This is a genomic window from Bacillus sp. JJ1503, assembly GCF_036965125.1.
GTDB lineage: Bacteria > Bacillota > Bacilli > Bacillales > Cytobacillaceae > Cytobacillus.
On record NZ_JBALOZ010000141.1, the window covers coordinates 1 to 21,025 of the forward strand.

At 40.8% G+C, this 21,025-nt stretch carries 20 protein-coding genes; 1 reads left to right on the forward strand and 19 read right to left on the reverse strand.

Translation table 11 applies throughout. From position 1 onward, the window contains the following. Positions 1–276 precede the first annotated feature (276 nt). From V7149_RS12245 to V7149_RS12330, 18 genes are all read right to left on the reverse strand, one after another. Positions 277–1,254, reverse strand: a complete 978-nt coding sequence (locus tag V7149_RS12245; protein ID WP_335345909.1) for a biotin-dependent carboxyltransferase family protein — start codon at positions 1,252–1,254, stop codon at positions 277–279. Then, positions 1,255–2,139 (reverse strand): 5-oxoprolinase subunit B family protein, encoded by an 885-nt coding sequence (locus tag V7149_RS12250; protein ID WP_335345910.1) that lies wholly within the window; start codon positions 2,137–2,139, stop codon positions 1,255–1,257. Positions 2,140–2,157: 18 nt separating this feature from the next. Next, entirely contained in the window at positions 2,158–4,206 is a 2,049-nt protein-coding gene (locus V7149_RS12255; protein WP_335345911.1) for a sigma 54-interacting transcriptional regulator, read from the reverse strand. Between the two features lie 98 nt (positions 4,207–4,304). Next, positions 4,305–4,934 carry a nucleotidyltransferase family protein gene (locus tag V7149_RS12260; RefSeq protein WP_335345912.1) on the reverse strand — a complete coding sequence of 210 codons (630 nt, stop codon included), beginning with the start codon at positions 4,932–4,934 and terminating at the stop codon, positions 4,305–4,307. Further along, positions 4,931–5,752, reverse strand: a complete 822-nt coding sequence (locus V7149_RS12265; RefSeq protein ID WP_335345913.1) for an XdhC family protein — start codon at positions 5,750–5,752, stop codon at positions 4,931–4,933. The genes V7149_RS12260 and V7149_RS12265 overlap by 4 nt, the downstream gene beginning before the upstream one ends. Before the next feature lie 20 nt (positions 5,753–5,772). After that, positions 5,773–6,099, reverse strand: a complete 327-nt coding sequence (locus V7149_RS12270; RefSeq protein ID WP_335345914.1) for an XdhC family protein — start codon at positions 6,097–6,099, stop codon at positions 5,773–5,775. A 210-nt stretch (positions 6,100–6,309) separates the two neighbouring features. Then, entirely contained in the window at positions 6,310–7,167 is an 858-nt protein-coding gene (locus V7149_RS12275) for an FAD binding domain-containing protein (protein ID WP_335345915.1), read from the reverse strand. Position 7,168: 1 nt separating this feature from the next. After that, on the reverse strand, positions 7,169–9,514 hold the full coding sequence (locus V7149_RS12280) for a xanthine dehydrogenase family protein molybdopterin-binding subunit (protein ID WP_335345916.1): 2,346 nt from the start codon (positions 9,512–9,514) through the stop codon (positions 7,169–7,171). Next, positions 9,514–10,026 carry a (2Fe-2S)-binding protein gene (locus tag V7149_RS12285; protein WP_335345917.1) on the reverse strand — a complete coding sequence of 171 codons (513 nt, stop codon included), beginning with the start codon at positions 10,024–10,026 and terminating at the stop codon, positions 9,514–9,516. Before V7149_RS12285 ends, V7149_RS12280 begins: the two co-directional genes overlap by 1 nt. Before the next feature lie 70 nt (positions 10,027–10,096). After that, positions 10,097–10,543, reverse strand: coding sequence for a CoxG family protein (locus V7149_RS12290; protein WP_335345918.1), 447 nt, complete (start codon positions 10,541–10,543; stop codon positions 10,097–10,099). A gap of 128 nt (positions 10,544–10,671) precedes the next feature. Next, complete coding sequence (locus tag V7149_RS12295; RefSeq protein WP_335345919.1) at positions 10,672–11,436, reverse strand: LamB/YcsF family protein; 765 nt, start codon at positions 11,434–11,436, stop codon at positions 10,672–10,674. A 4-nt stretch (positions 11,437–11,440) separates the two neighbouring features. Further along, the gene (locus V7149_RS12300; RefSeq protein ID WP_335345920.1) at positions 11,441–12,796 is read right to left on the reverse strand and encodes an acetyl-CoA carboxylase biotin carboxylase subunit; all 1,356 of its coding nucleotides are present in this window, start codon (positions 12,794–12,796) and stop codon (positions 11,441–11,443) included. 29 nt (positions 12,797–12,825) lie between these two features. Next, positions 12,826–13,074: an acetyl-CoA carboxylase gene (locus V7149_RS12305; protein WP_335345921.1), complete on the reverse strand. Its 249-nt coding sequence runs from the start codon at positions 13,072–13,074 to the stop codon at positions 12,826–12,828. Next, positions 13,067–14,065 carry a biotin-dependent carboxyltransferase family protein gene (locus tag V7149_RS12310; RefSeq protein ID WP_335345922.1) on the reverse strand — a complete coding sequence of 333 codons (999 nt, stop codon included), beginning with the start codon at positions 14,063–14,065 and terminating at the stop codon, positions 13,067–13,069. The genes V7149_RS12305 and V7149_RS12310 overlap by 8 nt, the downstream gene beginning before the upstream one ends. Next, positions 14,062–14,931 (reverse strand): 5-oxoprolinase subunit B family protein, encoded by an 870-nt coding sequence (locus tag V7149_RS12315; RefSeq protein WP_335345923.1) that lies wholly within the window; start codon positions 14,929–14,931, stop codon positions 14,062–14,064. The genes V7149_RS12310 and V7149_RS12315 overlap by 4 nt, the downstream gene beginning before the upstream one ends. A 345-nt stretch (positions 14,932–15,276) precedes the next feature. Next, positions 15,277–16,698, reverse strand: a complete 1,422-nt coding sequence (locus V7149_RS12320) for an aldehyde dehydrogenase family protein (RefSeq protein WP_335345924.1) — start codon at positions 16,696–16,698, stop codon at positions 15,277–15,279. Positions 16,699–16,765: 67 nt separating this feature from the next. Then, positions 16,766–18,097 carry an aminotransferase family protein gene (locus V7149_RS12325; RefSeq protein WP_335345925.1) on the reverse strand — a complete coding sequence of 444 codons (1,332 nt, stop codon included), beginning with the start codon at positions 18,095–18,097 and terminating at the stop codon, positions 16,766–16,768. Between the two features lie 252 nt (positions 18,098–18,349). After that, positions 18,350–18,481 (reverse strand): hypothetical protein, encoded by a 132-nt coding sequence (locus V7149_RS12330; protein WP_335345926.1) that lies wholly within the window; start codon positions 18,479–18,481, stop codon positions 18,350–18,352. Between the two features lie 334 nt (positions 18,482–18,815). Between V7149_RS12330 and V7149_RS12335 the strand changes: the two genes are divergently transcribed. Continuing rightward, a complete protein-coding gene (locus V7149_RS12335; protein WP_335345928.1) occupies positions 18,816–19,322 on the forward strand; it encodes a DoxX family protein in 507 nt (168 codons plus the stop codon). 683 nt (positions 19,323–20,005) lie between these two features. On the opposite strand, the gene V7149_RS12340 is transcribed toward V7149_RS12335, so the two are convergent. Beyond that, positions 20,006–20,674: a 3D domain-containing protein gene (locus tag V7149_RS12340; RefSeq protein WP_335345927.1), complete on the reverse strand. Its 669-nt coding sequence runs from the start codon at positions 20,672–20,674 to the stop codon at positions 20,006–20,008. Positions 20,675–21,025: the final 351 nt, after the last annotated feature.

The window sequence follows — 21,025 nt, forward strand, 5'->3', positions numbered from 1 at the left end:
CGCCCATGCCCATACCTGGAAGTCCTAAAATACGTTGGTAATCATATGTCATATTTTTCACCTGCTTTTTTTATAGTCTTTTACATGCTATGCTAAATTTAATTTTGAGAGCTTTTACTACTGTTAAATAGGCAAATATATACTGGTTCTTTTCATTACAAAAAGTGGTCGGTTAATTGAGTCTTATTGGAATTTAAGTTAATTCATTGGAATACAAAAGCAGAGTACAAACAGGGGAGATAGGAAAAGCAAAAATAGAAGATTACCTTGCTTGTCCTATCTTTTTATCATCTGAACCAGCGCTTCCAGCTTCTTTCTTCTTTCGGCACGTGCTTGAATGGCCTGATCAATGGTTACAGTGATAAAGCGGCACTTGGATAATGGTCTTGATTGAGCGATTAAATCCAGGTCTTGGCTAATAACTGTGCCAATCGTGATAAACCCCCCACCCGTTGTTGCGTCATTTTGCAAAACAATCAGTTCTTCCTCATTTGTAAATAATACAGAACCAATCGGATAGGCAATATCAACCACATTGGAAAAGCTATTTCCCGCACCGAATGGCGGGTTCTGCTCGGTAAATGACACCTTTGGGCCTTTATAACGGTAAGCAACCCGATTTGATTCATGTGATACTGTCCATTCTGAATTTAGAAAGGTTTTTAGTGCAAGGTCATTCATTAAATAACCCGTAATGCCCATCATTACCCGTAATTCTTGAAAATCACTAAAGGATGGAATAAACTCACTTGGTATCGTTTTGCCGATTTGCTTGAATGCTTCATGTAATGGCTCATTTATTTGGATTCTGTCTCCCGCTGCTAATTTTCTTCCTTGAAAACCGCCAATTCGACTTAATTCATAGGTAGATTTACTGCCCATAACATTAGGAACATTAATACCGCCCGTGATGAATAAATAGCTTTTTACCCCTTTAGGGCAAGCCCTTATTATCAAAACATCCCCTTCTTTTACTTGGTGGGATTCCCAGAAAGAGATTGGCTTGTTATTTAAATAAGCTTCCATTGGGGCACCTGTTAAGGCGATAATGCATTTTTTATGGAACTCAAACTCTCCGCCGATTAACGTCATTTCAAGCGCTGCACAATCTTCGGGGTTACCGACTAGAAGATTTCCAATCATAAACGAGTATTTATCAGCCGCTCCTGATGGAGGTATACCCAAATGATACTTTCCCACTCGTCCCATGTCCTGTACAGTTGTCCACAGCCCAGCATCCTTTACCTCTATCATTTAAAAATCCTCCATTAGCTCTTGGATATATTGTTTGCCTTTTTCGGCATATTCAAGTGGAGATAGGTCAATTTCTTTCATTTTAAGGCGATACTTACCTGCCTTCTCTTCACTCGTAATCTTATGATATTCAGATTCATTTATTGGACGGTATTTCCAAATATCGCCCGGCCTTGCCAAAAAGGAGGTCTCCTTTAAATCTTCTGAGTGATTAGGCTGATCGACTACAGAAACGGCAGACCTTCCTATCAGCTGATAGGTACCTGGTCCGCTTACAGGATAAATGACATTGAATGCTCCGCCAAGACCCATGCCTCTTTCCGGTGTTTCCGTTCGGGGGCTATTGTATTTAGGTGCTTGAATGATTTCGTCTGGCTGTAATCCAAGGGGGAAATGCCAGGCCGTTCCTGGCAAAAAACCGACCATCGTAATTAAATAGGGAGTTTCCGAATGTGCTTTAATAAATGCTTCCTTATCTGTAAATCCATTTACTTTCATGACAAATTCGAAATCAGATAAATCGGGTGAAGGGTGTCTATTCCGAAAACGGAAAGAAAATTCCTTTGACACGGGGTCATCATACCATGCCGGAATTTCCACTATTCGAACTGAAAAATGCAGCTTTGTTGGATCGCTTTTCGTTAAATCAATGTCTTTTAATAAATCTAGTAAATCTCTTGATGGGATGATATCCGGATTGTAGCGGACTAAATAAGATGAATTGGATGGAACAATCTCCATAATCCCCGGGATTTTTCTTTTTCTCAGCTCGTCCGTTACGGCCAATGCTTTAAAGTTACTCTCAATCCTCATATCACGGGATATTTCAGCATAAATATACTCATCCCCGCCGAAATTAAAATGAGTTTCAGGCAAGTTAAACATTTGGAGTCACTCCTCTCATTACTTCAGCTTTTTTATTCGTCTGCTGATTGTTGCTGGACTCACTCCTAGCACCTTGGATAATTTGTCGGCTGTTCGATATTTTTGCATTCCCCGCTCAATTAATTGGGTTTCTAATTCTTCAACAGCTTCTTTCAACGGCATCAGCTCTAAAACAAATAACTGCTTTTTCTTCTTTTCCACTTCACCGTACAGATATTTTAATGCGTGTTCCCGCTGAATCCATTCACCCTCTGTCAGTAGTATTAATCGCTCGACAATATTTTGGAGCTCCCTTACATTTCCGGGCCATGCATACGTCTCCAATACTTCAATGGCTTCTGGGGTGAAGCTTTTTTTAATATCATACATTTGTTTAAATTTCTCCAAAAAATAAATCGACAAAGGCAGAATATCTTCTTTTCTCTCACGTAAAGCCGGAATACGAAATGGAATGACATATAATCGGTAGTATAAATCTTCCCTAAACTCTCCTTGATTGACCATTTCCCGTAAGTCCTTATTTGTCGCTGTAATAATCCGAACATTAATAGAAATCGGCCTTACCCCGCCTATTCTTGTCACTTCCCGCTCCTGTAACACACGCAATAGCTTTACTTGCATATTTAAAGGCAACTCACCAATTTCATCAAGAAAAAGAGTGCCATTATTAGCGATTTCAAATAAGCCCGCTTTTCCATTTTTGTCTGCACCCGTAAAGGAACCTTTTTCATAGCCGAATAGTTCACTTTCGATCAAGTTTTCAGGTATCGCCCCACAGTTAATTCGAACAAACGGCTGCTTGCTTCTAGGACTCGCAGTATGGATTTGCTGGGCAAATACTTCTTTCCCGACTCCAGAATCACCTTCTAGTAAAATAGTTGAATTAAATTGGGCTACTCTTTTTATTTCTGTTACTAACTGTTCAATTTTTTTCGAACGGTACACAAGCCGTTTTTCGTTATTATTTAATTCGTGTCGATTATGTAAGGTTTGATCTGAATCGTCCTCTGATTGATCTTTGAGTGAAGTGCTTTGCTGAGTTATATCCCTTGAAAGCACAACGACTTTTTCTAATTTTCCTTCGTGATAAACGGGAGTCGCAACAGACCAAACTCTACTGCTCCCAGTAAAATCTTGAATGGCTGTCACCTTTTTCTTTTGCTTCTTGCACAAATCAAACACATTTGGCTGAAAAATATTCCTTTTCGAGAATTCATCGATATTTTTCCCGATGATATTCTCAGGCTTTTCCACCTTCCAAAAGTCTCCTAGAAACATGCCAGCGACACGGATGATTTTTCCACTTCCGTCAATTACGAGTATTTGTTCTTGGGACGATGCATAAACAGCCTGTAAATCCGAATTTAAATTTCGAACGAAGTCTAGCTCCTGTACAGCTTCCTCAAAAACTTCTCTAGAGAAAAAAACATGGACAAGTCCTGTTATTTTCCCATCAATCTGTAAAGGATAAAAATTTCCGCTTATTTGTTTGAAATTAATCGATGAGTTTACACTTACAAGTGTTTCCCCGTCCATTACTTTATCAAGATCTTTATCATTCGTTAGAAGGGTTTTATAATTTCGAAGCATTAGAAATGAACTTGGAATCCCTAAAATATTTTCAGCTGTTTCATTAATAAATTCAATTTGGTAATGAACATTTGTTCTGACAATCCCTACGCCCGCTCCATGTAATAGCAGATTGATATCTTTTAATCGCAACTCACTAATGTGGTGCCTTGCCTGTTCAATAGTCGTATAACCAACAAATTCTTCCTTCTCATTAACCCCAATTATTAAAGAAACATTATGATAAAATTCAACCGGAGAAAACTGCGGAACTTTTAAAATATCATTTCTATATGTAATGGGCTGTGTTAGGTCCGAGGCTTGGGCAATTTGATTCAATAAAAGCTCCTTCGTACAATAACCTACTAGAGACCCTTGATCTGTTACCAAAACAATATCCAAATTTTGATTGGAAAAATGGTGAATAACATCCTCAATCGAACTGCGAACATCAACAAAGATTGAAATCGGCTTCAGAATATCCTTCCAAATAATCAACCTATCCGACCCCTCCTGTTAGAACGAACCTCATTTACACCTATTATACTTTTTCTAGAAACAGATAGGAAATTAATAGCCTGAATATAAAGATATTTTCACTTATTCTGATTTATCGCTTTATCATATGATTCAGGAGTATCAATATCAAATAAAATGCCGCGATCATCCATAGAGATGGATTGGCGATGGGGGATTTTATTCATTATCGCTTTTGCGCCACGATCCCCTTGGAGCTCCATAAATATATTTCTATTTGGATGACCGAAAAATACGGGATGACCTGTAATTCCATGATATTCAGGCTGAATAACGAAACTTTCGTGTTGTTTGTTAAGCAAATCTTTTCCGAATTGATAAATGGATTGAACAGTGCTTTCTGCAATAAAAGGAAGATCGCCGAGGAATACCATCACCCCGGAATGGCAGTCTCCTGCGTTTATAATGCCTGTTTTTAAAGAAGACCCTTGCCCAGATAAATAATCTTCATTTAATACCCATCGAAAACGCGGATCCTCTATCAAAATAGATTTTTGTATTTTAGCAGCTTCACAGCCAATAACCGTTATGATTTCGGAAAAATCAGCTGAGAGTGCTACTCGAATGACATGCTCTAGAAGCGGAAGTCCATTTAATTCAAGTAACTGTTTAGGCTGCCCCATTCGGGATGACATACCTGCGGCAAGAATTACAGCACAAATGGATGGGCTTATTGTATGTCCGTTCATACGGGCTCCTTCGTATTTGATGCTCGATGAATATATTCAGATCCTTGTAAAAACCCGCCCGAATGGCCATTTTTTTTCGCAACTACCTCCGCTAGAATACTAAGGGCTATTTCTTCTGGTGATACAGCTCCAATATCTAAACCAATTGGACTGTACATTCTATTAAGTTCATTTTCATCGAAAAAGACACCGGATTCTTCCAGTCCCTCTATCATCCGAATGCGGCGGGAGCGTGGGCCAAGAACACCAATATATGGCGATGGGGAGCGCAATACAAACTTTAATGTTTCCTGGTCCCTCTCAATATGGTGATTCATCACTACGATAAATGTTCTTCGGCCAATCTTAATTTTCTCCTGAAATTCACTCGTTTTGACGATCAGCCTGTTTGTCCCTGGAAAACGTTCCTCATTATTGTAAAATTCCCGCTGGTCTACAACAGTTGTTTTGAATCCTAATGAAACCGAATATTTTGCCACAGGAATGGCATCGTGCCCAGCACCAAAAATCATCAATTCAACTGGGGGAATATATACATCTATAAAAACATGAACCTCATTGCCGTCCGGTAGGGTAAATACCCGTGTCTCTGATTTTGGATTTGATTCATTTAATTTTCTTCTTGCCAACTCGATTACCCTTAGGTTAATGTCCTCATCGCCAAGATCGCCAATCGTTTTGTGGCTTCCAGAAATAAATAAGCGGCAAGGCTCATTCGTTTGTTGTGATGGATTGATTGGCAGGATTGTCGCCAGAACACACTCCTGCTCTTCCTCGAAACTCGTTAACCATGCTTCAAATGGTGATAGGTTTAACATTTTACCCCTCCATCAATTATTTAATAAGGCTCGACAGGTTCGATATAAATTTTCACTGTGCCCGGGCAGCCAAGTCCGAGTCCCCAGAGTAAATCCTCGTCTAAATCGTATGTCTTTAAAATAGGGGCACCTGACGCTATTACAGATTTTGCCACTTCAGCAACATCCGACTCCAAACATCCTCCTGAAATCATCCCAATCATATTATCTTCCTCATCAACCAGCATTTTCGCCCCTTCTCTTTTATAAGCTGAACCCGCAACACTTACAACAGTGGCTAATGCCGATTTCCGGCCTAATTTTCGTGTGTTATTAATGGCTTCAATTATTAATTCATTGTCAGTCATACTTTTACCTCCTAAAAATATCAAATTATCCCAATTTAAAAAGGAGCGTTTCTCAATTAAGATCCGCCCCCTATTCTATTAAACTATTTTTTAAAACAATGGTTCCCGTTCAACGGCGATTTTCTTCATTGCGGGCACCATTAGCCCACTGCGAATTTCTATCAATTTTTATTTGCTTCAAAACAACATTTTTTCTATAAAAATATCCTTTTAATAAAAGACAGAATGCAATGCCCTTTCCGTATATACCTTGCACAGGTTTCTTCTATATTCCTCAGAAGTGTAAAGATCGCTTGCCATTTCCCCTTCATCGGCTGCCAATTGTGCAGCTTCTTTAATCACAGATTCAGACAAGGTTTGGCCTAGAAGCTTATCTTCTACAGAGGTCGCACGGTATGGAACATCCCCGACACCTGTAATGGCGATTTTAATGTAATCAATAACATCATTTTCCCCAACCCCAGCAACAACGGCGACTCCGATGACAGGATAACCAGATGCCGGGTGGAAAAATTTAAGATAGGTTGATTTCGTATGCTTAGGCGGAATGGCGAATGAAACGCTCGTTAACACACTATTTTCAGGGAGCATCGTTATCAGCGGTCCTACTATAAAGCTATCAATATTCATCTTTTCAGGGCCATCTTCTCCATGAAAAGCAATTTCCGCATCAAGGACGTAAGCGGCGGCCGGTAAATCTGCAGCTGGATCTGCATGGGCGATATTTCCGCCAATCGTTCCTCGGTTGCGCACCTGCATATCGCCAATTTGACGAACAGTTTCAGATAATACAGGAATATGTTCTTTTACAATTGGATCATTCGCAACTTGGAAATGGGTCGTGAGTGCACCAATAACGATGCGATCTCCATCCTTTTGAACCCCTTTTAGCTCGGCAATGCGGCTAATATCAATCAGAGCGCCTGGCTCCGATAATCTGAATTTCAAAAGTGGAACTAAGCTATGTCCTCCAGCAATCAGCTTTCCTTCACCGTTACATTGCTGTAACTGTTGAATGGCCTCATCAATAGAATTTACGCGCACATAATCAAATTTAGAAGGTATCAACTTACTTGCCCTCACTTTCTGAAATGGCTCTCCACACCTTTTCAGGTGTAAGCGGCATTTCAATATCTTTTATCCCGTATTGCTCTAGCGCATCCATAACTGCGTTCATGATCGCTGGGGTTGATGCGGTCGTTCCTGTTTCTCCGATTCCTTTTGCACCAAGTGGGTTAACTGGGGATAAGGTTTCTGTAAAAGCCGTTTCGATCTTAGGGAAAAAGCGAGCTTTTGGCAGTACATAATCCATGAATGTACCGGTTAATAGCTGACCATCTTCGTTATAAACTGCTCCCTCCCAAAGTGCCTGGCCAATCCCCTGAGCGATACCGCCGTGCACTTGGCCTTCTGCTGTTAATGGGTTGATTACGCGACCAACATCATCAACTGCTATATATCGTTTGATTTCAATTTGTCCAGTAGCCTTATCAATTTCAACAACCGCAATATGTGTGCCAAACGGATACACAAAGTTTTCCGGGTCGAAAAAGGCCTGAGCTTCTAAGGATGGTTCTAATCCTTCCGGCAAATTCCATGCCATATTGGCTGATTTGGCTATTTCCTGGAATGTGCGTACAAAGCCTGGTTGGCCATTCACTGAGAAGATTCCATTTTCAAATGTAATGTCTTCTACAGAAGCTTCAAGCTCATGGGCAGCAATTTTCTTTGCCTTTTCAATGACACGGTCTGTCGCAAAGGAAACTGCAGCGCCCCCTACTGCTACTGAACGGGATCCATATGTTCCCCACCCCATCGAGATTGACTTTGTGTCGCTAAACACGAGTTCAATGTCATCCATCGGAATGCCAAGCTTTTCTGATACTACTTGCCCAAAGGTTGTTGCATGGCCTTGTCCGTGTGGAGAGGTTCCTGAGTAGACCGTCACCTTTCCAGATGGATGGACTCGAACGGTTGAATTTTCCCAAACTCCCCCTTGGAATCCAATAGCGCCTGCGACCTTAGATGGGCCAAATCCGCATAATTCCACATAGGTGGAGAACCCAATGCCAACAAGTTTTCCTTGCTTGCGTAATTCCTTCTGTTCATCCCGGAACTTATTATAATCAAGAATCTCAAGAGCCTTTACCAGCGGCTTTTCATAATCCCCGCTGTCATATACTAAACCTTGTGCATTTGTAAAAGGAAACTCTTCTTTTTGGACAAAATTCTTCCTTCTAAGCTCTAAAGGATCCATCCCGATCTCTTTTGCGAATAACTCAATTGCACGCTCAATTTGATACGTCGATTCCGGCTTACCTGCCCCACGATAGGCATCAGTTGGTGTTGTATTCGTATAAACGCCGAACGTTTCACATGATGCATGAGGGATTTTATAAGCCCCGGTAATCATTAATCCAAAATCAATCGTTGAAACTCCTGGACCCATTGTCGATAAATATGCGCCGACGTTATGGGTATTTTTCACTCGAATGGCACTTAGCGTTCCATCCCTTTTCCCATATAACTCGACATCAAGGACTTCATCACGTCCATAGTTAGAGGCGGTAAAGTGTTCATTTCTTTCCTCAATCCATTTCACCGGCCGCCCTAAATCCCGTGCTGCATAGCCAACAAGCGCTTCATCAGGATAGACGCCGATTTTTCCGCCAAATCCGCCCCCCATATCTGGAGCAATTACTTGTAATTTGGCTTCTGAGATTCCAAGCACTTCGCTTAAAACCATCCGATGAATATGAGGATTTTGGGAAGTGCACCAAAGTGTCAAGTCACCGCTTCCTGGATTATACTGGCCAATAGCTGCACGTGTTTCAATCGGACTCGGCGCTACCCGCTGTACATAAAAGCTTTGCTTAATAGATACCTCGGCATTTTCACAAACCTCTTCAGGCACTGCTCCCGCTTTCCAATGGAACGCAATATTGTTTTCAATATCGTCATGAACAAGTGGAGCATTGTCTTGCATCGATTTCTTCTGCCCTACAGCAGGAGCAAGAGTTTCGTACTCTACATCAATTAAGTACATAGCATCTCTAACAGCATAGCGGCCTTCTCCAATGACCAGTGCAACACCATCCCCAACATATCGAACACGATCGATCGCTAGTGGATATTGTGGAGCTTCCTTCAGGTCGCATCCCGGGACTAGCCATGAGGAAGGGATACGGCCAATTTTGCCTTCAAGATCTTTCCCGGTATAAATCGCGACAACCCCTGGTGCCTTTAATGCTTCCTCCACATTAATGCTTTTGATCATGGCATGTGCATGCGGGCTCCGCAAAATAGCGGCATGCAGCATTCCTGGGAGTACAATGTCATCTGAAAAACTACCATTACCTGTAATCAGCTTAGGATCTTCTTTCCTCTTCAGCCGAGCACCAACAACCTTTGTCATTATGAGCGCTCCTCTCCTACTAATTGAACTTCCGATTCTCTCATTAGCTGTGCTGCATGCTTGACTGCCTCAACAATAAATTGATAGCCAGTACAGCGGCAAATAACCCCTTCAAGGCCTTCGCGAATTTCCTCATCAGTTGGATTTGGATTTTGCTTCAGCAAACCAACCGCTGCAATCATAACCCCTGGTGTACAATAGCCGCATTGCAGTCCATGCTTTTCCCAAAAGCTTTGCTGGATTGGATGTAAATTACCTACTTGCCCAAGACCTTCTACCGTTGTAATTTCGGATCCATCCGCTTGAACAGCCAACATCGTACATGATTTCACTACTTCTCCATCCACCATAACCGAACATGCGCCACACTGACTCGTATCACAGCCAATATGTGTCCCAGTTAAACCAAGATCATCACGAATATAGTGAACAAGCAGCGTTCGCGGCTCTACATCCGCGCATTTTTCTTTTCCGTTGATTTTCACCTTTACATTTACATTTTCGATTGCCATCCACTGCACCTCCCAATTTGTACCTTTAACTACATTAACCTTGGCTCGCTTCAGTAATAATAAAGTTACGTTAGACGAGCTGTTTCGCCTCTTTATCTATATCTTTAAAAAATTGACCAATGACGACCTTCGCTACTCCACTCATGACTCTCTGGCCAACCGAAGCGAGAATACCTGTCAATTTCACATCTGCCTTACATTCAAGTACAGTTCCTTCTTCTGTTTCAATCAAAGCCATCTCAGCATCCGCATCAATTTCACCTGGCTTGCCCTTCCCGGTAACAAGCAGACGGTAAAATTCAGGCTCCTTTTGATCAACCTGCCGGACATCCCCTGTAAAAACTCCCTTTACAGGACCAATACTAATGCCTAGCTCAGACTCAAAAACATTGTCCTCCACCTCAACAAATGACTTACATCCTGGTAACGACCTTTTCAACACCTCCTTATCTTGTATCGTTCGCCATAGCACTTCTCTTGGGATACCCTTGAAAGTATATGAATGCTCGATTTTCAAAGCGACCTCTCCTTATAACAATTTTGACATCTTGATGTTTATTTTTAAAATTCGAATAATTCCGTTTAAAACCTTGCCTATCACAGCCTTATCCCTTCCTATATAGGAAGGGAGCGATGACCACTTATTTAAATTATTTTCCTAATCGGAACAATCTCCACTCCGCTCGCTTTTAAGGCCTCAACAATTTTCTTGGCTAAAATAGGAGCACCCGGTGTATCTCCGTGAATGCAAATGGTTTCAGCTTTAATCGGAGTATCCTTACCATCATGAGTGATAACCCGTTCCTCTTTCACCATTCGGACAACCCGTTGCGCCATGGCCTCATAATCGGTGATTGCCGACCCTTTCCTCGTCAAAACAATCGAACCGCTTTCAGTATGCTCACGATCCGAATAAGCTTCTTTCGCAACAGGAACGCCCATTTTAATTGCTTCCTCAAACAATTCGGACTGATTAAGAGCGAAAATAATCATTTCCGGATCGATATCGTGAAGCGTCTCTAAAATGGCACGCGCTAATGCCTTATCCTCCGCCGCTTTCATAAATAAAGCTCCATGCGGTTTACAATGTTGGATATTCACTTTTGCTGCAGCACAGAATTCTCTTAAAGCCCCAACCTGGTACATGACATAATCTTTAATTTCTGATGGTGTACAAGTCATGTAGCGTCGGCCAAAGCCCAATAAATCAGGGAATCCTGGATGCGCCCCAATGCCAACATCATATTTCTTCGCCAGCTCTATCGTCTTCCTCATTACATGTGGATCTCCAGCATGAAAGCCGCATGCGATGTTGGCAGAGGTAATATACTGCATCATTTCTTCATCATTGCCTAATTCATAAAGGCCAAAGCTTTCCCCCATATCACAGTTCAAATCTACTTTATACATTGGATCACCTCTCAACTAATTGACCTAAATTTTCTGATAGGAATTGAGTCGTATAGTCTCCATTCATAAATTGGCCGTTTTTCATTACCTTTTGGAGGAGAAGCAGATTTGTTTTTACTCCCTGAATATCCATTTCTTCAAGCACCTTTTGCATTTTGCTAATCGCCTCATCACGTGATGAGCCGTGAACGATGATTTTTCCAAGCATCGGATCATAAAAAGGGGTAACCGTACTTCCGTTAATGAAACCGAAATCATACCTCACATTGTCCTCTGGCAGTTCCATACTCGAAATAACCCCAGGGCTTGGGAAGAAAGTGAACGGATCCTCCGCATAAAGCCTGCATTCAATCGCATGACCTGTTTTCGCGATCTCATCCTGTGTATAAGGTAATCTCTCTTTAGCAGCAATCTTCAGCTGAAGCTCAACTAAATCCAATCCTGTAATTTCCTCTGTAACCGGATGTTCGACCTGCAAACGGGTATTCATTTCAAGGAAATAGAAGTTTTTATTTTCGTCAAAAATAAACTCCATTGTGCCGACATTTGTATAATCGATTTGCTTTACACCACGTATGGCCGCTTCCAACAGCTCTTTTCTAAGGGCTTCATCTAAAAACGGTGAAGGACTTTCCTCTATTACCTTTTGGTTTCGTCGTTGGACGGAACATTCTCTTTCAAATAAATGCAGAACATTTCCAAAAGCATCTGCAACAATTTGCACCTCAATATGACGAGGCTTTGAAATCCACTTCTCTAAAAAGACGGTGCCATCATTAAAAAATGAATTTGCTTTCTGCTTTGTCGAATCAAACACCTTTTGTAACTCGTCTTCATTATGCACGAGCTGCATCCCGATACCGCCGCCGCCCGCACTCGCTTTTAACATAAGCGGATAGCCAAGATCGTCTGCAATCTGAATGGCTTCCTCTATAGAATCAATGCTCTTATCCGTGCCCGGCACAACGCTTACGCCTGCTTTTTGCATTTGAATTCGTGCTTCAAGCTTGCTCCCCATAAGGCGAATCGTTTCTGCGGAAGGACCGATAAAAACAATATTTTCCTCCTCACAGCGGCGAACAAATTCCGGATTTTCCGATAAAAATCCATAGCCTGGATGAATTGCATCCGCTTTCGTTTCTTTTGCTACCTGAATAACTTTTTCTACATTAAGATAGCTTTTTTTCGCTTGGGCTGGACCGATGCAAACAGCCTCAGTAGCCTCACTAACATGAGGCGCCTCTGCATCAGCCTCGGAATAGACTGCAACTGTATCGATGCCAAGCCTCTTACAGGTGCGAATAATTCTCCTCGCAATTTCCCCTCTGTTTGCAATCAGCACCTTTTTAAAATAAGCCATCCGCTTTTTCCCTCCTCTTCAGAAAAAATTTACTGTTCAATGATGACTGCTATTTCCTGGCCTGCATCGAGAAGGTCCTCGTCCTCAACAAAGAACTGCGCTAGAACTCCCTCATTCTCCGCTTTAATTTCATAAAAGTTTTTCATAACTTCCACAAGGCCGATCACATCGCCTACTTTTACAGGGGCTCCTTCTTTTATATACACATCCTTATCTGGAGCTGGTTTGCGATAGAAAACTCCTGGGATTGGTGTTAGTACTGTTTTTTGTTCAGCCATTTTTTAACCCTCCTACATGTCCTAATACTTGCTGCTTCATTTGATTGATTTTATCCTGATAATCTTTGCGGATCTCAAGTGCTTCGTGGATATCAACAGCCACAAACCGAACTTTTTCATTTGTTTTGATTTGGGCCATTTTATTTAAATCTGTACTAATAATGGTACAAATCGTTGCGTATCCTCCACCTGTCACGGCATCGTTTAAGAGAGCGATCGGCTCTACCCCATCAGGCACCTGAATGGATCCAATCGGATAGCCTAAATCAACAACATTCGATGGATTGCTTCCAGCTCCAAATGGCTGTTCACGTTCAACGAAATTTAAGCGCTCCCCTTTAAATCGATAGCCCACACGGTTCGCTTCCGGTGTTACTGTCCATTCTATTGAGAAAAACCGTTCTTTACTTTCCTCTGTTAATCGATAACTGCATAATCCTAAAACAACACGGACGTCATTTGTTTTAGAAAAAGCAGGGATCAGTTCATCACTAATACGGGTTCCGGTAGCGATTTCTGTTTCGTTATCGCTGCCAATCTTTAATTCATCACCTGCTTGAAGTGCCCGCCCCTCAAAGCCACCGATGCCACACAGTGTATAGGTAGAGCGTGATTCCATGATCAGAGGCACATCAATTCCTCCAGCTACAGCTAAATACACACGTGCACCTTGTTTAATAAAATCGAATGAAAGCACATCTCCAGCCTTCACTTCAAGCGTTTCCCACATCGAAACAGGCTCACCATTGATTTTCGGCGGCATCTCACCGCCCGTAATGGCAACGGTTGCATTCTGCTGAAATTCTAAGACAGGCCCCATATAAGTGATTTCAAGAACAGCTGCATTTTCCTTGTTTCCAACGAGTAAATTGCTCGCAAAGTAAGAGTATTTATCCATAGCTCCTGATGGAGGCATCCCCACTTCATAATGGCCAATTCTGCCAGAATCTTGAACAGTCGTTTGAAGCCCAGGGTTAATTACTTTAATCATGCATACAACCTCCTTAACACGGAATCTGAAAATGCTTTCGGATTTTCGAGTACCTCTTGAGGCTTAAACGTAATTTCCTTTGTTAAATAGCGGAAATCTCCACTTTCCACTTCTTTTCGAATGTCCTCGTATTCCTCCATCGTAATGCTTCGATATCTGAAAACATCCCCCTGTCTAGGGAAGGTCATAGAATCTTTAAAATCATGCAAACGCTGTTCTTTTTCATAAATTGGTGCGGCAGCCGTCCCAAATAGCTGGTATCCACCCGCTCCTTGTACAGGGTATATAACGGCAAAGGCTCCGCCAAATCCAAATGCTCTCTCTGGTGTATACGTTCTAGGGCGAACATATTTAGGTGCTTCGATTTGCTGTTCTCGAGGCACCATTTGATAGCACCATGGCAATCCCGGAACAAACCCAATCATCGAAACAAGATACGGGCTATCGGTAATCGATTTAATGAGTTCTTCTTTAGATTGAAGACCATTTGTGCGGGCTACATATTCGAGGTCTGTTGCTGTCGGATCCTGATGCCGGTCCCTGAAACGCATTAACGCCTCATGTGTCCAAGGGTCTTCGAATAAGATCGGAACATCAACTGCACGAGCTGTAATTTCAAAGTTCTCTAATGAAACATTCTGTTCTAGTTCTTTCAATTTTGAAATTAATTTATCAGGGTGAATGATATCAGGATTAAAACGAATCATATAAGATGCATTGGAAGGACAAATATCTAGAATTCCTGGCAGCTTTTCCTCTCTCAACGTCTTTGTAATCGCCATGGCCTGAAAATTTGTTTCCAAACTCATCGCTTCAGATAATTCCACAAAAATAAACTCATCACCGCCATATTCATAACGGGTCAATGGACTTCACCTCACTGAAAGTATTTATCTACTAATATTGCAAATTCCATGCCAAGATTAATTTTATTGATTTTTCAGATTATAGATTAGTGAGGGAATGAAAAATGAGTTGGAATCTTTCAAAATTGAAAGTTTATTTTTCACAATTGAAATCACAACCTGCATTTCTCTTTCAGAAATAGATTAGTAATATGAGTGGCGGATACCCGGTCCGAGACAGCAATTTTATTCTTTATTTGCGATTCCGATTGATTTATTTGCGAAACTGACCGATATACAATATTATTTTTCTAATAAAAAAAGGACTGCATCATCTTTTATCAAAAAGATTTGCAGTCCTTTTTCTTAATTTCTATTAAAAACGACTAGTTTCTGTTCCGTCATTTCTTCGATTGCATATTTTATACCTTCCCGGCCGACTCCGCTTTCTTTAACCCCGCCGTATGGCATATGATCCACACGGAAAGTTGGGATATCATTGATCATGACTCCTCCAACATGCAGCTGCTGTGCTGCGGTTAAGGCGGTATGGACATTGTCTGTATAGATTCCAGCTTGAAGCCCATATCGAGAATCATTTACAAGCTCAATCGCCTCATCAACAGATTTCACTTTATTTATCAGCACAATTGGCGCAAATACTTCCTGACAGGATATCTTTAGAGAAGGATCGGCATCTAAGAGAACGGTCGGCAATAATATATTCCCCTCAGATGTCCCTCCTACAGCCACCTTCGCTCCCTGCTGTTTCGCCTCCTCCAGCCAATCAAGTGTCCGCTGCACATCTTTTGCTGTAATTAAGGCGGAAACATCTGTCGCCGGATCAAGCGGGTCACCGATATTCAGCTGCTTCGTTGCTGCGACAAACTTTTCAACGAAAGCCTCATATAAGTCTTCATGAACATAAACCCGCTGCAATGAGATGCAAACCTGGCCTTGAAAGCCGAATGCACCTGCTACACAACGTGAAATAATTTTATCAATATCAATCCCTTTATCAATAATGACTGCCGCATTCGAACCTAATTCCAGCGTAACACGCTTTAGCCCAGCTTTATTCCGGATTCCAATCCCTACCGCAGGACTTCCTGTAAAAGAAATCTTTTGAACACGATCATCCTTCACAAGCTTTTCACCAATGATGGATCCGCTGCCTGTAACAACATTTAAGGCACCAGCCGGCAATCCAGCTTCCTGGAATAACTCAGCAATGAAAAACGCCGATAACGGTGTTTGACCAGCCGGTTTCAAAACAACTGTATTTCCTGAAGCAATAGCTGGCCCTACTTTGTGTGCGACTAAATTCATCGGAAAATTAAAAGGGGTGATCGCGCCAATCACTCCAATTGGTTCACGCACTGTGTAGGCAAGTCTTCCTTCCCCGCCCGGTGCTGCATCAAGCGGAATCGTTTCCCCATGAATTCGCTTCGCTTCTTCAGCAGCAAATTTATAGGTCTGGATGGTGCGACCTACTTCCGTCCTTGCAGCAGATATTGGCTTAGCAGCCTCAGTAGCAATGATTTCAGCGGCCTCTTCAGCCCTCTTCTCTAATAGAAATACCACTTTTTCTAAGATTTGCGCCCGTTGATGGCTTGGCATAGCCGCCATTATTTTTCTCGCATTAAAGGCTGCCTCTAATCCTGTTTCAACCTCTTCTACCGTTGCTGCTGGGATCTCGGCTATCACCTTTCCACTGTAAGGAGAGCTAAGTGGTACATATTGACTTGCCTCGACCCACTCCCCATTAATGAATAATTTCTTCTTCAATTAGATCTCTCCTTAATCATTTTTCTTATTAGTTTTATATTCTTCTTTACTCGCCCAAAAACCTCTATTACTTTAAAACCTCCGCTTCAATTGCCGCAATCGCATCATGGAGGATTTCAAGCATTCTTGCCATTTCTTCCTTATTGATGATTAACGGCGGAGAAAATACAACAGTGTCTTGGCCATCGAACACGACAGACCTGCAAATGAGTCCCCGTTTTGCCGCTTCCGTTACAACCCTTGGTGCTACTGGAGCTGTAAATTTCTCATTTGTCTGTTTATCCTTAACTATTTCGATGCCGCCCATTAATCCAAGACCTTTGACCTTGCCGACAATTTGCCGCTCGCCTTGAATCCATTTAAACCCTTTTAGCATTTCACTTCCCATGATTTCTGCATTCTCAATTAGGTTTTCCTCTTCAATGATTTCAATATTTTTCAATGCGACTGCACAAGCCATTGGATGCCCGCTATACGTATAGCCATGCAACAAGGTCCCTGTCGACAGCTCAGTAAAATCTTGGTGGATTTTTTCCGATATCATTACTCCGCCTAATTGGGCGTAGCCACTCGTCACACCTTTTGCAAAGCACATCATATCTGGCACGACCCCATAATGCTCAATCCCAAAGTATTTCCCTGTCCGGCCAAATCCTGTAATCACTTCGTCTGTGATAAATAAAATGCCATATTCATCACAAATACTTCTAACTTCCTTAAAATAGTCATCTGGCGCGACATGCAGTCCGCCCGCTCCTTGCACAGGCTCTGCAATAAACGCCGCAATTGACTCTGGCCCTTCCGCTTCAATCACATCTCGCAAATCTTGAGTTGAAAAATGATCTGCATAGCAGAAATCTGGATCAAATGAGTTCGTAAAATCGCGGAACGGCTTCAAGCCAGTTGCATTTGTTGATCCCATCGCTACCCCGTGATAGGACTTCGTTCGAGAAATTATCTTTTTACGATTCGGCTGCCCTTTTAAAATCCAATAATGGCGCGCCAATTTATAAGCTGTATCATTCGCCTCCGAACCTCCGGAAGTAAAGAATGCGGCACTTAAATCCCCAGGTGCAATTTGGGCGAGCTTCGCAGCCAAACGAATAGCGGGCTCATTGCTAAAAGTGGCAAAGCATGAGGAAAACGCTAGCTTGGACATTTGCTCCATCGCCACTTTCCCTAATTCCTCTCTCCCATGCCCAACATTCACATTCCATAGAGAAGACATCCCATCAATGACCGTGTTCCCCGCCATGTCTTGAAGGTAAACCCCTTTCCCTTCAGTAAAAATAAACGATGGCCCCTGATCTTGCTGCTGCTTTATAGGAGAGGTCGGATGCAGAAAATGTTTCTTATCTAAGTCCATTAATTCCTGAATACTATTCATATCTTTTATCATGATTTAATTCCTCCTAGAAAAATATAGTTTCGTTCTTATATAAGTAGTAAATGCAAATTTTATGCCAACTTTTAATTAAATTCTTTCATCCCTCCTGACTCTAAGAAATTAAGCGGACATGAAATCCGTTATTTCCATTAAATAACCCTAATTAAGGGTTAAGCGGACACTCGTACGTTATTCACGAAATAACACAAGAAAATCATTACTTTTTTACAAAAAAATGGAACCTACGTCCGCAAAGAAACGGAATTACCCCATTTTCGGCCAAATAACTGCCCTGATGTCCGCTAAGATGACAATAGCAAACAAAATAGACCAAATCAGTATTGCGATTTGGTCTGCTAATTCGTATGCATTTAACAATTCTTCTTCACAAAACAAACAAATGACTCCAATTTAAACGTAACTTCCACATCGCCATCATTATTTTGGAACATAGATCTTAATGACGGTGTCAGGGATTTATTAGAATAAGTAGTCTGGAGCATCCTCAAATTAATTATTAACACTGTTAATACCTTTACAATAATTATAGTTATGACATATCTGTGAAGTCTATTGTACTTTAAATAAAAACGTTGTATATTAAGAGTGTAGAAAGTAAGTGAAAAACTTCACAAACTTTCACCCCAAGCTGACAGCTTAATACAAATATTTTTTTAATACATCTTGTGAAAAGTTTCACAAACTAAAATTAAAGGGGAGATTTCTCATGATGAACTTTTTAAAAGGGCCGAAAATGGCGATAGTATGGACCGTATTAAGAATATGGTTAGGTATTCAATGGATTGAAGCAGGATTTCATAAAATTACTGGTGGATTTGATGCAGGTATCTTCATACAAGGCGCAATTGCAAAAGCTGGTGGAGATCATCCTGCAGTTCAAGGCTGGTACGCAGCATTCCTTGAAGGAATTGCACTACCCAATATAGAATTATTCAACATTCTTATCCCATGGGGAGAGTTCCTAGTTGGCTTAGGTTTAATCATAGGAGCAGCAACTATTCCAGCATTACTTGCGGGTGCGTTCATGAATCTTAACTTCTTAATGGCAGGAACAGTAGGCATTAACCCAGTTCTTTATACTGCAGCAATCATCCTATTATTCACTGGAGCAGCAGGTTACTTCTACGGAGTTGACAGATTCGCAGTCCCTTATGTTAAGAATTTCTTCAATAAAAAGAAAAACTTACCGAAAGAAATGAAACCTACTGTAGCATAAATATTGCACAAAAAAAGTAAGTGATTCCATGTGAATCACTTATTTTTTTACTTACTGAATCGAACCTGAAGATTAGGAAAAAACTAATCAGCTTTCGCACCATCAATATCTATAAGAATGAAGATGTGTTAAACGATCCCCCTCAATTCATGGATTATGAATAGGTACACGCTAACTTAATATGGACTAAAGATTTCAAGAGGAACATTAATGTTTCATTATTATTAAAAGTTAATAGCATTCATAACCAAATTAACCATTCTGTTAAATGGAGGGGAATAATGTTGAATTTCCCATTTTAAAGTCGTATGATCACATTGCTGAATGGTAAAGTTAATATTCTGTAATTAATAGATTAGAATCTAATCAGAGCAAATTAGTAGTTAGAAGTTGATTTATTGTACTGTTCTGGGGGTGAATACTTTGTCGACTGTGTTATTTGGAACTGTCGAATACTATGAAAGAGAAATATTATGCCTACTTGGTAACGATAGAGTAAGAGGCTCGCATAAGGAAGATGTGACCGTGAGAATCATTTCAATGTTAGAAAATGAAATTTTCAATGCTTATTTACTTGACGAAAACGATAGGATACAATGTTTCCAAAATCTCATAAAGGCATTTTGTAAGATATCTTAAAAAACATTTTAAAAATGGACCACAATACCAGTGGTCCGAAGTTATTAATCTATTATGGTTACATTTACTTGCTTTCTACCCCATTGTAAGGCTGATTCTAATGTGGGAATAAACAGATCAATTTTATTCCCTTTAATTGCACTGCCAATATCTTCAGCTGTTGCATAACCGTAGCCTTCAACAAAAACCTTAGATCCTAACGGAATAACCTTGGGATCAACCGCGATCACCTTTTGATCCGGATTCGCTATTAAATTAATTCCTGTTTTAGTTATACCAGTGCAGCCTTCACAATAAGCTGTATAAGCAGTTGCAGTAACCGAAAGGGTTTTAGATTGAACGGCTGACTGAGCAGCTGAATTTGGAAAAATAATGAGCTTTAATCCTGGTCTAATAAGATCAGAATTTAAGTTATTCCATTCATTTAGATCTTCTAAGGTAACACGATATGTTTGAGCAATATTCCAGAGTGTATCGCCAGATTCAACTATGTAATATTTTTCTGGAGAAACTTCAAGTTTATCATTTGGTTGGATGAATTCTGTAGATAGCCCATTCCATTTTTTAAGTTCTTGGACTGAAACATTATTTCTATTGGCAATTGCCCAAAGTGTATCTCCTTTCTTTACAACTACTTCCTTCGCTTGGGTGTCAGCACCGATGGAACACCAGAGGGTTATTGCTGCAATCAATGAAAACAAGTATTTTAACACTTCATAACCTCCTATGTCTGATCTAACAATCGATGTCAATCTTAACACAGAATATTCCGAGAAAAAGAACAAGCACTTTATAATTGTGTTACGACCGTTTCAATAAGCTAACAATCATGTGACTCATAAAATTCTCATATTGAAACAAAGTCTTTATCTTCCTAAGCATTAAACCTTATAGAATATAAAAAAACCTTTCGGCAGTGTCGAAAGATTCATAAAGATAAACAAAAAAGGCAATCAAGCCTTTCATTCTTTTTGGTTTTCATTGGAATGCTGTCTATTAAAACAGGTTCTAAAATATCTTTAATAAGAATAATCCGTTTCAGGAAGGAGCTTCATGGTTTGACT

Excerpts from the sequence above, each read along its gene's own strand:
- V7149_RS12335 (WP_335345928.1), top strand. The coding sequence starts at position 18,816 with ATGAACTTTTTAAAAGGGCCGAAAATGGCGATAGTATGGACCGTATTA.
- V7149_RS12305 (WP_335345921.1), bottom strand. The coding sequence starts at position 13,074 with ATGGCTGAACAAAAAACAGTACTAACACCAATCCCAGGAGTTTTCTAT.
- V7149_RS12280 (WP_335345916.1), bottom strand. The coding sequence starts at position 9,514 with ATGACAAAGGTTGTTGGTGCTCGGCTGAAGAGGAAAGAAGATCCTAAG.
- V7149_RS12325 (WP_335345925.1), bottom strand. The coding sequence starts at position 18,097 with ATGATAAAAGATATGAATAGTATTCAGGAATTAATGGACTTAGATAAG.
- V7149_RS12295 (WP_335345919.1), bottom strand. The coding sequence starts at position 11,436 with ATGTATAAAGTAGATTTGAACTGTGATATGGGGGAAAGCTTTGGCCTT.
- V7149_RS12270 (WP_335345914.1), bottom strand. The coding sequence starts at position 6,099 with ATGACTGACAATGAATTAATAATTGAAGCCATTAATAACACACGAAAA.
- V7149_RS12265 (WP_335345913.1), bottom strand. The coding sequence starts at position 5,752 with ATGTTAAACCTATCACCATTTGAAGCATGGTTAACGAGTTTCGAGGAA.
- V7149_RS12285 (WP_335345917.1), bottom strand. The coding sequence starts at position 10,026 with ATGGCAATCGAAAATGTAAATGTAAAGGTGAAAATCAACGGAAAAGAA.
- V7149_RS12245 (WP_335345909.1), bottom strand. The coding sequence starts at position 1,254 with ATGATAGAGGTAAAGGATGCTGGGCTGTGGACAACTGTACAGGACATG.
- V7149_RS12250 (WP_335345910.1), bottom strand. The coding sequence starts at position 2,139 with ATGTTTAACTTGCCTGAAACTCATTTTAATTTCGGCGGGGATGAGTAT.
- V7149_RS12300 (WP_335345920.1), bottom strand. The coding sequence starts at position 12,796 with ATGGCTTATTTTAAAAAGGTGCTGATTGCAAACAGAGGGGAAATTGCG.
- V7149_RS12310 (WP_335345922.1), bottom strand. The coding sequence starts at position 14,065 with ATGATTAAAGTAATTAACCCTGGGCTTCAAACGACTGTTCAAGATTCT.
- V7149_RS12260 (WP_335345912.1), bottom strand. The coding sequence starts at position 4,934 with ATGAACGGACATACAATAAGCCCATCCATTTGTGCTGTAATTCTTGCC.